This is a genomic window from Amycolatopsis sp. CA-128772 (assembly GCF_002904295.1).
Lineage (GTDB): Bacteria > Actinomycetota > Actinomycetes > Mycobacteriales > Pseudonocardiaceae > Amycolatopsis.
Window position 1 is genome coordinate 130,748 of sequence record NZ_PPHG01000097.1, and the last position, 12,131, is coordinate 142,878.

General features: G+C 69.8%; 11 protein-coding genes. 10 read left to right on the plus strand and 1 reads right to left on the minus strand.

Annotation, left to right across the window (positions count from 1 at the left end; genetic code table 11):
• Nucleotides 1-374 precede the first annotated feature (374 nt).
• From C2L59_RS44390 to C2L59_RS44425, 9 genes are all read left to right on the plus strand, one after another.
• Entirely contained in the window at nucleotides 375-2,000 is a 1,626-nt protein-coding gene (locus tag C2L59_RS44390) for an ABC transporter substrate-binding protein (RefSeq protein WP_233224026.1), read from the plus strand.
• A 90-nt stretch (nucleotides 2,001-2,090) separates the two neighbouring features.
• Nucleotides 2,091-3,020 (plus strand): ABC transporter permease, encoded by a 930-nt coding sequence (locus tag C2L59_RS44395; protein WP_103355589.1) that lies wholly within the window; start codon nucleotides 2,091-2,093, stop codon nucleotides 3,018-3,020.
• Nucleotides 3,013-3,966, plus strand: coding sequence for an ABC transporter permease (locus tag C2L59_RS44400; protein ID WP_103355590.1), 954 nt, complete (start codon nucleotides 3,013-3,015; stop codon nucleotides 3,964-3,966). Before C2L59_RS44395 ends, C2L59_RS44400 begins: the two co-directional genes overlap by 8 nt.
• A gap of 5 nt (nucleotides 3,967-3,971) precedes the next feature.
• Nucleotides 3,972-4,967, plus strand: a complete 996-nt coding sequence (locus C2L59_RS44405) for an ABC transporter ATP-binding protein (RefSeq protein WP_103355591.1) — start codon at nucleotides 3,972-3,974, stop codon at nucleotides 4,965-4,967.
• The gene (locus tag C2L59_RS44410; RefSeq protein WP_103355592.1) at nucleotides 4,960-5,958 is read left to right on the plus strand and encodes an ABC transporter ATP-binding protein; all 999 of its coding nucleotides are present in this window, start codon (nucleotides 4,960-4,962) and stop codon (nucleotides 5,956-5,958) included. The genes C2L59_RS44405 and C2L59_RS44410 overlap by 8 nt, the downstream gene beginning before the upstream one ends.
• Before the next feature lie 92 nt (nucleotides 5,959-6,050).
• Nucleotides 6,051-7,754, plus strand: coding sequence for a S8 family serine peptidase (locus tag C2L59_RS44415; RefSeq protein WP_199199769.1), 1,704 nt, complete (start codon nucleotides 6,051-6,053; stop codon nucleotides 7,752-7,754).
• 178 nt (nucleotides 7,755-7,932) lie between these two features.
• The gene (locus C2L59_RS47275; RefSeq protein ID WP_146060515.1) at nucleotides 7,933-8,196 is read left to right on the plus strand and encodes a hypothetical protein; all 264 of its coding nucleotides are present in this window, start codon (nucleotides 7,933-7,935) and stop codon (nucleotides 8,194-8,196) included.
• 54 nt (nucleotides 8,197-8,250) lie between these two features.
• Nucleotides 8,251-8,994, plus strand: a complete 744-nt coding sequence (locus C2L59_RS44420; protein ID WP_103355594.1) for a hypothetical protein — start codon at nucleotides 8,251-8,253, stop codon at nucleotides 8,992-8,994.
• On the plus strand, nucleotides 8,991-9,758 hold the full coding sequence (locus tag C2L59_RS44425) for a hypothetical protein (protein WP_103355595.1): 768 nt from the start codon (nucleotides 8,991-8,993) through the stop codon (nucleotides 9,756-9,758). The genes C2L59_RS44420 and C2L59_RS44425 overlap by 4 nt, the downstream gene beginning before the upstream one ends.
• A 39-nt stretch (nucleotides 9,759-9,797) precedes the next feature.
• On the opposite strand, the gene C2L59_RS44430 is transcribed toward C2L59_RS44425, so the two are convergent.
• Complete coding sequence (locus C2L59_RS44430; RefSeq protein WP_103355596.1) at nucleotides 9,798-11,297, minus strand: S10 family peptidase; 1,500 nt, start codon at nucleotides 11,295-11,297, stop codon at nucleotides 9,798-9,800.
• Nucleotides 11,298-11,345: 48 nt separating this feature from the next.
• Between C2L59_RS44430 and C2L59_RS44435 the strand changes: the two genes are divergently transcribed.
• Nucleotides 11,346-12,050, plus strand: coding sequence for a uracil-DNA glycosylase (locus tag C2L59_RS44435; protein ID WP_103355597.1), 705 nt, complete (start codon nucleotides 11,346-11,348; stop codon nucleotides 12,048-12,050).
• The last annotated feature ends 81 nt before the right edge of the window (nucleotides 12,051-12,131 follow it).

The following is a 12,131-nucleotide window of genomic DNA, read 5'->3' on the forward strand; positions in this document are numbered from 1 at the left end:
GTGATCGGAGCCGGATCTCGCGAGTTCCGGCTCCAGTCACGCGAGTTCCGGCGCTGATCACGCGAGTTCCGGCTCCAGTCACGCGAGTTCCGGCTCCAGTCACGCGAGTTCCGGCTCTGATCTCGCGAGTTCCGGCTGACCGACCGTTCGGCCGTCCCAAAGGGCTTGTGCCGCAACGGAACCCTGGGTGAGCGGGCGATGACCTGCTGTCCGCGCTAGGCCGTCCGGAGCATCCGGTTTGCTACCTTGGTTGTGCTCCAACCAGGTGGTCCTGACGGTCGTCACTCATTTGCAACACCGCAGTCCTGTGATCGGCTTCACCGCCCCCGATAGCGTGCGTCTCACCTTTCGGGCAGACGGAGATGGAGGGGATCATGCGTCCTTCGCGCAGGCTCTGGGGACCCACGGTGGTGATGACCTCGCTGGCGCTCGCGCTCACCGCGTGCGGCGGTGGCTCGGGCAGCTCCACGGGCGCCGGCGGGACGGATCCGGACGGCACCGTCAGCGTCTACGGCACCGAACCGCAGAACGCGCTGGTCCCGACCAACATCAACGACCTGGGTGGCACCAAGGCGATCCAGCCGATGTTCGCCACGCTCGTCGGCTTCAAGGGCGCGGACGCGCAGCCCTTCAACCTGATGGCGGACTCGATCACCACGACCGACTCCAAGGTCTACGACATCAAGATCAAGCAGGGCTGGAAGTTCCACGACGGCACCGAGGTGAAGGCGCACAACTTCATCGACGCCTGGAACTACGGCGCCTACGGGCCGAACGGCCAGCTCAACACCGACTTCTTCTCGAACATCCAGGGGTACGCCGACGTCCACCCCGCGGACGAGAACGCCAAGCCGGCCACCGACAAGATGTCCGGCCTGGTCGCCAAGGGCGACTACGAATTCCAGGTGACGCTCAACGCGCCCTTCTCCGTCTTCGACATCAAGGTCGGCTACCAGGCCTTCGCGCCGCTGCCGGACGCGTTCTTCAAGGATCCCAAGGGCTTCGAGCAGCACCCGATCGGCAACGGCCCGCTGAAGTTCGTCTCGCGGACGCCCAACCAGGACATCAAGCTCACCCGGTTCGACGACTACAAGGGTGACGACAAGGTCAAGTTCAAGAACCTCGACATCAAGATCTACTCCAGCCAGGAGACCGCCTACCAGGACCTGCTGAGCGGGCGGCTCGACTTCATGGAGGCGCTGCCGCCGTCGGCCGTCGCGGGCGGGAAGTACAAGAACGACCTCGGCGACCGGCTGGTCACCGGCCACCTGCTCGGGATCAGCACCATCGCCGTCCCGTACTACGTGCCCGGCTACAACAACCTCGAGCTGCGCAAGGCCATCTCGATGGCGATCGACCGCGCGCAGATCACCAAGACCGTCATGAACGACACCTACGTGCCGGCCGACGGCTACATCTCGCAGGGCATCCCGGGTGCGCGGCCCGGTGTCTGCCAGTACTGCAAGTACGACCCGGCCGCCGCCAAGGCGGCGTTCCAGAAGTCGGGCTTCCAGGGCAAGCTGACCATCGCGTCCAACGCGGACGGTGGCCGCAAGGAACCGCTCGTCGCGGCGTGCAACAGCATCAAGAACACCCTCGGCGTCGAGTGCGACTTCGTGCCCGCGACCGACTTCGGCCAGTGGCGCAGCATCGTGACCGGCCACAAGCTCACCGGCATGGGCCGCTCGGACTGGTCGGCGGACTACCCGTCCATCGAGGACTTCCTCAACCCGATCTACAAGACCGGCGGCTCGTCGAACGACTCGACGTACTCGAACCCGCAGGTCGACGCGCTCCTCGAGAAGGCGGACGCCACCGCCGACAAGGACGCCGCGGTCAAGCTGTACCAGCAGGCCGAGGACCTGATCGCGCAGGACCTGCCGTCGATCCCGACGTGGGATGAGAAGGGCGTCGCGGCGAAGTCGAAGAACCTCAAGTCCGCGGCCCTGGACTTCCGGCGCATGCCGGACTACCCGTCCATCGAGGTCCTGAAGAAGTGACGCGCTGACCGACCGCACCCACCACACGCCGTCGTGAGTGAGAAACAGCGTTTCTCACTCACGACGGCCGGCGCGCACTAGGAACTCTCGATGACCCGCTACGTCCTGCGACGGCTGCTCCAGCTGATCCCGGTGTTCTTCGGCACCACGTTCCTCATCTACGTCCTGGTCTGGGCGGTGCCCGGCGACCCGTTTTCCGGCAAGTGCGGCCAGACCGCGTGCCCGGCGTCCTACATCGCCCAGATGACCGAAAAGTTCAACCTGAACGACAACCTCTTCGTCCAGTACTTCAAGTACCTCGGCAGCCTGTTCACCGGCGACTGGGGCGAAACCTTCAACGGCACGTCCGTCGGCGAGCTGATCGCCACGTCCTACCCGATCACGCTGCGCCTGGCCGTGATCGCCGTGATCATCGAAGCGGTCATCGGGCTCACCGCCGGCGTGCTGACCGGCCTGCGCGGCAAGGGTTTCCTCGACAACCTCGTGCTGGTCTCGACCACGTTCCTGATCTCGCTGCCGGTGTTCGTCACCGCGATCGTGCTGCAGCTGGCCCTGGGTGCCAACGGCCTCGGCTGGATCGAAGCGAGCGTGTCGGACAACCCCAGCGTCGGCGAGCTCATCGTGCCCGGCCTCGCGCTCGGCAGCCTGTCCATGGCCTACGTCGCCCGGCTGGCGCGCACGAGCATCGCCGAGAACCGCCGCGCCGACTACGTCCGGACGGCCATCGCGAAGGGCCAGCCGCAGAGCCGGGTCGTGCTCGTCCACCTGCTGCGCAACTCGGTGATCCCGGTGCTGACGTTCCTCGGCACCGACCTCGGCGCCCTGATGGGCGGCGCGATCGTCACCGAAGGCGTGTTCAACATCAACGGCCTTGGCGGGCTCATCTTCCGCGGCATCCAGAACCGGGAGAGCGCGACCGTCGTCGGCGTGGTCGTCCTGCTGGTGGTGGTGTACCTGCTGATGAGCCTGGTCGTCGACCTGCTCTACGCCGTTCTCGACCCGAGGATCCGCTATGACTGACCCGAACCTGGTGGGCGGCGGCGGGGCCGACGCGGCCGAACTGTCCCGTGTGGACGATTCCGCCACCGGCCCGCAGAAACCCCGCAGCCTGTGGAGCGACGCCTGGCGCCAGCTGCGGCGCAAGCCGGCCGTCATCGCCTCGGCGGTGATCATCCTGTTCATCCTGCTGGTCGCGATCGCGCCCGGCCTGTTCACCTCCCGCGACCCGGGCTTCAGCGACCTCCTGCACGCCAACGAAGGCCCGTCCGCGGACGCCTGGTTCGGCTACGACAACCAGGGCCAGGACGTCTACGTCCGCACGATCTACGGCGCCCGCGCGTCGGTGCTGGTCGGGTTGTTCTCCACGGCGCTGACCGTCCTCTTCGGCTCGGTGGTCGGCATCCTCGCCGGCTACTACGGCCGGATCGTCGACAGCCTGCTGTCGCGCTTCGGCGACATCTTCGCCGGCCTGCCGTTCGTGCTCGGCGCGATCGTCATCCTGACCACGTTCAACGCGCCCGGGACGAGTCCCGGCGCGGTCACGATCGTCGTGCAGGTGGTCTGCTCGATCGCCGTGCTGAGCTGGCCGGTCGCGATGCGGATCATGCGCTCGGCGACGCTGGTGGCCAAGCAGCTCGACTACGTCAAGGCCGCGCGCGGCCTCGGCGCGAGCACCCCGCGGATCATCTTCCGGCACCTGCTGCCGAACACCATCGCGCCGGTGCTGGTGTACGCCACCATCGCGCTCGGCGCGTTCATCGGCGCCGAGGCGACCCTGGCCTACCTCGGCATCGGCGTGCGCGCGCCGGTGCTCTCGTGGGGCGTGCTGATCGCCGACTCGCGGGACTACTTCCGGAACGACCCGCACATGCTGCTGTTCCCCGGCGCCTTCGTCACCCTGACCGTGCTGGCCTTCGTGATGCTGGGTGACGGCATCCGCGATGCGCTCGATCCGAAGTCGAGGTAGCTCCCTTGTCCGACAACGAACTGCTCCTCGAGGTCGAGGACGTGCACGTCGAGTTCCGGACGTCCGACGGCGTGGCGAACGTGCTCAACGGCGTCAGCTACTCGGTGCACGCGGGCGAAACCCTGGCCGTGCTCGGGGAATCCGGCTCCGGCAAGAGCGTCACCGCCCAGACCGTGATGGGGATCCTCGACATGCCGCCCGGCGTGATCACCGCCGGCGCCGTGCGCTGGCGCGGCGAGAACCTCCTGACGGCGACCGAGGAACGCCGCCGCGAGGTGCGCGGCAGCGAGATCGCGATGATCTTCCAGGACGCGCTGTCCGCGCTGAACCCGGTGTTCACCGTGGGGTTCCAGATCGAGGAACAGCTGCGCGTCCGGCTCGGGATGTCCAAGAAGGACGCCCGGAAGCGGGCGATCGAACTGCTCGACACCGTCCGCATCCCCGCCGCCGAGCGCCGGATCAAGGACTACCCGCACCAGTTCTCCGGCGGCATGCGCCAGCGCGCGATGATCGCGATGTCGCTGGCGCTCGACCCGGACCTGCTCATCGCGGACGAGCCGACCACCGCCCTCGACGTCACGGTGCAGGCCCAGATCATGGACCTGCTGCACGAGATCCAGGCCGAACGCCGGATGGGGCTCGTCCTGATCACCCACGACCTGGGGGTGGTCGCCGAGGTCGCCGACCGGATCGCGGTGATGTACGCGGGCCGGATCGTCGAGCAGGCCGACGCCGTCGAGCTGTTCCGCTCGCCGGGCCACCCGTACACCGCCGCGCTGATGGATTCCCTGCCCCGGCTCGACCTCAAAGGACAGACCCTGGAAACCATCAAGGGCCTGCCGCCCAGCCTCCTGCACATCCCGCCGGGCTGCCCGTTCCACCCGCGGTGCAAGCGGGCCGAGGCCCGGTGCAGCGTCGACGTCCCGCCGCAGCACGCGATCGGCTTCGGCCGCACCAGCGCGTGCCACTTCGCCGAAGAGGTGGTGAGCTCCCGTGCCTGACCCGATCCTTTCGGTCACCGACCTGAAGAAGTACTTCCCGGTCCGCACCGGCATCCTGTTCAAGAAGACGATCGGCCAGGTCAAGGCGGTCGACGGCGTCTCGTTCGACCTGATGCCGGGCGAGACGCTCGGCGTCGTCGGCGAGTCCGGTTGCGGCAAGTCGACGCTCGCCCAGGTCCTGATGCGCCTGGAGGAACCGACCGGCGGCACCGCGCGGTTCGAGGGCCGCGACATCTTCGCGATGCGCGGCGCCGAACTGCGGAAGCTGCGCCGCGAGATCCAGATCGTGCTGCAGGACCCGTACACCTCGCTCAACCCGCGGATGACCGTCGGCGACATCGTCGGCGAGCCGTTCGAGATCCACGCCGACGTCGCGCCCAAGGGGTCGCGGGCGGGCAAGGTGCGCGAGCTGCTGGAGGTGGTCGGGCTCAACCCCGAGCACCTCAACCGCTACCCGCACCAGTTCTCCGGCGGCCAGCGCCAGCGCATCGGCATCGCGCGGGCGCTCGCGCTGCGGCCCAAGGTGATCATCTGCGACGAGCCGGTGTCCGCATTGGACGTCTCGATCCAGGCGCAGGTGATGAACCTGCTCGGCGAGCTGCAGGGCGAGTTCGGCCTGTCGTACGTCTTCATCGCGCACGACCTTTCGGTGGTGCGGCACCTGTCCAACCGGGTCGCGGTGATGTACCTCGGCAAGATCGTCGAGCTCGGCACCGACGAGGAGATCTACGAACGCCCGTCGCACCCGTACACCCAGGCGCTGCTGTCGGCGGTCCCGGTGGCGGACCCGTCCGTGCGCGGGCGCCGCCAGGTGATCCGGCTGACCGGCGACGTGCCCAGCCCGCTGGATCCCCCGTCCGGGTGCCGGTTCCGCACGCGGTGCTGGAAGGCGGAGGACCGGTGCGCGACGGAGGTGCCGGAGCTGGTGCCCCGGACGGACGGGCACTTGTCAGCTTGTCACTTCGCCGAGCAGAAGTCGGTTGTTCCATAACGTACGTTTGGCCGTTGTACCCGCAATGTCCGGTCTATACGGTGCAGGAACCGCATTCCGCGAGGAGGAGAAACGTGAAGAGACCCAGGCTCATGGCCGCGGTGCTGGCCGTGCCGCTGTTCGGCGCGGTTTCCGCGGTCGCGGTCCCGGCCGCGTCGGCGCAGCCCGCGCTGTCCGGCCCGGCGACCGAATTCACCGTGCTCGCCAAGGACGTCCAGAGCATCGCGACCGCGCAGCAGGCGATCAAGGCCGCGGGCGGCACGGTCCTGGAGACCAACACCGCCGTCGGCCTCATCAAGGCCAGCGCGCCGGCCACCGGCTTCACCGAGCGCGTTTCCACGAACCGCGCCGTGTTCGGGGCGGCCAAGGCGCAGGTCATCGGCTCGGTGCCGAAGAACGGCAAGAAGACCAAGAACGACAACGTCGAAAAGGAAGGCCGCGGCGCCGCTTCCAAGAAGGCCGCCGCCAACAAGGCCGTCGGGATGGACCCGCTGGACGACCAGCTCTGGGGCCTCAAGTCCGTTCGCTCGGACCTCTCGCGCACCAAGCAGCCGGGCAGCAAGCAGGTCAAGGTCGGCGTCATCGACACCGGCATCGACGGCACGCACCCGGACATCGCGCCGAACTTCGACGCGGCCGACTCGCGCAACTTCACCCGCGACATCCCCACCGACGTCAACGGCGTCGAGGTCGACGGCCCCTGCGAGTTCCGCGGCTGCGTCGACCCGGTCAACCACGACGACGGCGGCCACGGCACGCACGTCGCCGGCACCATCGCCGCGGCCGCCAACGGCTTCGGCGTCTCCGGTGTCGCGCCGAACGTGACGCTGGTGAACATCCGCGCCGGCCAGGACTCGGGTTACTTCTTCCTGCAGCCGACCGTCGACGCGCTGACCTACGCCGGCGACGCGGGCATCGACGTCGTCAACATGAGCTTCTACACGGATCCCTGGCTGTACAACTGTTCCGCGAACCCGGCGGATTCGCCCGCCGAGCAGGCGGAGCAGCGCACGATCATCGAGGCGACGCAGCGGGCGCTGAACTACGCGCACCACAAGGGCGTCACGATGGTGGTCGCGCTGGGCAACCAGCACACCGACCTCGGTGCGCCGCAGCCGGACACCACGAGCCCCGACTACCCGGCGAACAGCACCCACCCGCGCACGGTGGACAACAGTTCGTGCCTGAACCTGCCGGTCGAGGGCAACCACACGATCGGCGTGAGCTCGTTCGGCCCGTCGCAGAAGAAGGCGGACTACTCGAACTACGGCCTCGAGCAGATCTCGGTGTCGGCGCCCGGCGGCTTCTTCCGCGACGGCTTCGGCACGCCGTGGTACCGCACGGTGGAGAACGAGATCCTTTCGACGTACCCGAAGAACGTCGGCATCGCCGAGGGCAACATCGACGCGGACGGCAACATCACCGAAGCGGGCCTGACGGCGGGCGTCAAGAAGGCGACCGCCCCCGACGGCCGCGTCGGCTACTACCAGTGGCTGCAGGGCACGTCGATGGCGACCCCGCACGCGACCGGCGTCGCGGCGCTGATCATCTCCCAGTACGGCAAGAAGTCGCACGGCGAGTTCGGCCTGGACCCGGACAAGGTCCAGCGCGTCCTCGAAGGCACGGCGGCGAAGATCGCCTGCCCGGTGCCCCGCACGGTGGACTACCTGAAGGAGGGCCGCGACGCGACGTTCACGGCCACCTGCGAAGGTGACCCGTCGTTCAACGGCTTCTACGGCCACGGCGCGGTCGACGCCTACGCGGCGGTGACGCGCGGTTCGCAGTACCTGAAGTAAGGTCGGCCGGAACGGCCCACCCCCGCCGGGGTGGGCCGTTTTCCGTGTGAGGGGGGCATGGGGATGGATCCGGGGGAACTGCGGACCACGGTGCTGGCCGCGCTGCACGGGTTCTACTCGCCGATGCTGCTCGACGACCTCGTCATGGTGCTGTTCCTGCAGTACGGCCTGGACGTCGGTGAGGAAACCCTGGCGGAGCCGGCGGCCGCGGACCGCGCGGACTTCGCCGCCGGGGTCGAGCGGCCGGTCTGGCTCTGCCCCGCACTGGAGTACCGGGACGGCGGACGACGAGGGGGACGACCCGCCCGACGAGCTCGACATCCGGTGGATGGTCGCCGAGAACCGGTACACGGAGCTGCGGCGGCACGAGGCTCTCGCGGAGGTCGGCGCCATCCGTGCGCTCGAAGCGCTGGCGCTGCCCGAACGCTATTACGGCACCTAGGCAACCTCCGGGTGCGGCCGTGCGTGTACCCGGTGACCGAGGGGGGCACTGGACGTGCGTGAGCCGGCGTTGCCGGTGGACCCGGGACTGCCCGGCGAGCCGACGTTGCCCGACGTCGGCCGCACGCAGGCCTGGCTGGCCCGCCGCGGGGTGGCGGTGTGGCTGCCGGCGCGGCTGCTCGCCCTGCGCATCGGCGCGCGCGGGTTCGCGACCCGTGGGGCGCCGCGGTACCTGATCGTCGTCGCGTGCTTGTGGTGGTTCGGCGGCGTCCTGTTCCACGCGGTGGAGCTGCCGGGCCGGGCCGCGGTCACCGCGCTGCTCGTCGCCCTGTACCTGGTGCTGCGCCTGCGCCGGGTGCAGGCCGCCGACGAGGTCGCCGAGCGCCTCGCGGGCACCGGGCGCCCGCCCGCCCCCGGCGTGGCGGCGAAGCAGATCGGCTGGTGGTACCTGGTTTCGGCGGCGGTCACGTTCGCCGGCGGGGCGTTCGCGCCGGCCGTGGGCGCCGGGGCGGCCGCGCTGGTGCTCGCCCGGGCCTTCCGCGCGCCGGTGATCGCTGAGGACGAGGCGTCGCGGCAGGCCGACGAGGTGCTGCGCGCGGAAGACGTCCACCGGTTCGCGCCCTGTGCGGTGTACGCGTTCCTCGCGATGCCGGTGTTCGTGGTCGACTGGGCGGTTCCGGGCGCGCTGGGGTGGTGGGCGCTGGCGTACCTGGTGGCCGTGGCCGGAATGCAGCTGACCGGCTGGCTGCTGCTCCGCCGCCGGTACCGCCGGCTGCCGCCCGGGTACTACGGCCGATGAGGGGCACGGACCAGCCGACGGTCGCCGAAGTCACCCTGACGAGGACTTGGCTCGCGCGGCGCGGCATCAAGGTGCAGTGGCCGACGCGGCTGCTGGCGCTGCGCGTCGGCTCCCGCGAGCAGGCCCAGCGGACGAACGCGGTGTACGGCATCTTCGTGGGCTTGGTCTGGGCGGTCATCGTCCTGCCACCGGTGCCGGTGCCGGCCAAGTTCGTGCTGGTCAGCGTGGTCTTCACGGGGCACCCGATGCTGCAGTGGCGCCGCGTCCGCGCCCGCGAACGCCTCGCCGCCCGCCTGGCACCCCCGGGCCCCCGCCTCCCGTGGCGGGTGGCGGCGGCCCAGGTGGGCTGGTGGAACGTGACATCGGTGCTGATCACGTACGGCGGCGGCGTGGTGCTGTGCGCCGCCCGGTTCGCGACGAGCCCACCGGCGGCCGCGGGCTGGGCGGTGGCGTTGGCGCTCGGAGCCGCCGGAACGGTCCTGGTGCTCGGCCCGGTCCTGCGCAACCCGGTGATCGCCGAGGACGAGGCATCCCTGGCCGTCGACGCGGCGTTGCGCGCGTACGACGCCCTGGTGTTCGCCCCGGCGGCGGTGCTCACCCTTCTGGCCTGGATCGACCTCGACGCCACCTGGCCGGCGATGCCCCCGTGGTTCCCGGTGCGGGTGGCGTACATCGTGCTGGCCGTCGGGACGTTGCTCGCGGGGCGGTTCAGCCGCCGGTACCGGACCCTGCCGCCGGGGACTTACGGCACGGCGGCCGGCTGAGGGCGGTGGTGACAGGCGAACCCGGCACCACCGCCGGCCTCAGCGGTTCGACGCCCGCTTGACGAACTTCGCCAGGTCCTTCGACTGCTGCACCCGGGTCGGCTCGTGGACGTACATCATGTGGCCCGCCGGGTAGTACGCCGTGTCGATGTTCTCCCGCAGTTCCTCCGGGATCTGCAAGTGAGCCAGCACGTGCTCCGCCGCGAAGTACGCCGTTGCGCCGTCGTAGTGGCCGAAAGCCACGTGGACGTGGAGGTGCGGGTTCGCGCGCATCGCCGCGCTCACCGAGTCGACCACCGATACCGAACGGCCCTCGAAGTCCTTGTACGACCACGCCTTGAACGTGTCCTCGCTGATGATCTCGTACGGCAGGTCGTTCTCGTAGCCAAGCTCGGCCCGCACGTAGTGGTTGAACGCCGCCGCGTAGGCGCCGACCACCCGGGAGATCGACGGGTCGTCGCTCATGTGCTCGCGGCCGCCGTCCGGCTCCCACGTCGTGAAGCGGCCGTCCATCCGGCCGACCGCCAGGCCGCGGTCGCGCAGCAGCTCGGTGAAGAACCGGACGTGCTCGATCCGCAGGTTCACGCGGTCCACATAGGACTCGCTCAGCCCGGTCAGCGAAGCCAGCGTGGCCACCGCCTCCGCGCGGTCCTGTGTGGACAACCGGGCGCCGCGGGCCAGGGCCCACGGCAGGTCCTTCGCCGCGAAGTCCTCGGCGTCGGCGAGGACGTCGTCGAGCGGGCGCTCGCCGTGCAGGCCGTGGTAGTGCGCGATCGCCGCGTACGTCGGCACGTACAGCGAGTAGGGGAGGTCGTTGCCCTCGGTGAACCGCAGCGTGCCCAGGTCGAGCACGGACGAGATGAGCAGCAGGCCGTTCAGGTACAGCCCGTGCCGGTCCTGCAGGTGCGCGGCCAGCCCGGCGGCGCGCAGCGTGCCGTAGGACTCGCCGGCCAGGAACTTCGGCGACAGCCAGCGCTGGTGCCGCGACACCCACAGCCGGATGACCTCGCCGACGGACTCGATGTCGCCCTTGAAGCCGTGGAAGTCCTTGGTCTCCTCGCCGCCCGCGACGCGCGAGTAGCCGGTCGACACCGGGTCGATGAACACCAGGTCGCTGTGCGCCAGCAACGTCTCGGGGTTGTCGGCCAGCCCGTACGGCGGCGGCACGAGGTCGCCGACGTCGCCCGACAGCACCCGGCGCGGCCCCAGCAGGCCCATGTGCAGCCAGATGCTCGACGACCCGGGCCCGCCGTTGAAGGCGAACGTGACCGGCCGCGAACCCGGGTCGGCGTCGTCGAGGGTGTAGGAGGTGACGAACACCTCCGCCTTCGCCTTGAAGCCCTCGGACTTGCCGTCCTTGACGATCTCCTTGCGGAGGACGAGCCGCCCCGCCTTCGCCGTGTACGCGAGCTTCTTCCGCTTCACGGTCAGGGTGTGCTGGGTGGTGACGATGTCGTCGGTCGGCTCGGCCGGGATCTCGGTCGTTTCCGACGGAGATCCAGCCTTCTCGGGAGCCTCTTCGGGGGTCGTGTCCGCCATGGACCCAACCTAGTCGGCGGGACCGGCCGGCTGTGGCAGGGTGACCTGGTGCACACCGACAACCGGCCGCCGAGGTCACTGGCCGAGCTGGACGTCGCGGTGGCCGGCTGCCGCGCCTGCCCGCGGCTCGTGGCCTGGCGGGAGAGCGTCGAGGGCACCAAGGCGGCGTTCCGAGGTGAGCGGTACTGGGCCCGCCCGGTGCCGGGCTTCGGGCCGCCGGACGCCTCGCTCGCCGTCGTCGGCCTGGCCCCCTCGGCCCACGGCGCGAACCGGACCGGCCGGATGTTCACCGGCGACCCGTCCGGCGACTTCCTCTTCCGGGTGCTCCACGAGGTCGGCCTCGCGTCGCAGCCGACGTCCGAGCGGATGGGCGACGGCCTCGAGCTCTACGGCACCCGGCTCGTCTCGCCCGTGCGCTGCGCGCCGCCGGAGAACAAGCCGGCCCCGGCCGAGCGCGACACCTGCCGTCCGTGGCTCGCCGAAGAACTCGCACTGTTACGTCCGACACTGCGCTCGGTCGTGGTGCTCGGCGCGTTCGGCTGGCAGGCGTTGCTGCCCGTGCTCGAAGCGGCGGGCTGGGCGGTGCCGCAGCCGCGGCCGGCGTTCGCGCACGGTGCCGTGCTGGAACTCGGCGACCTGCGGGTTTTCGGCTGTTATCACGTCTCGCCGCGCAATGTCCAGACATACCGCGTGACCCACGCCATGGTGGCGGACGTGTTCCGGGCCGCGACCTCGGTGACAGGTCAGAACTGAATCGTTACGGAAACCGCAGCGACGCTGGTCACAGCCGGATGGGGCCCCCGAGCGAGAGCACGGCGAAGGTGTCACCATGAA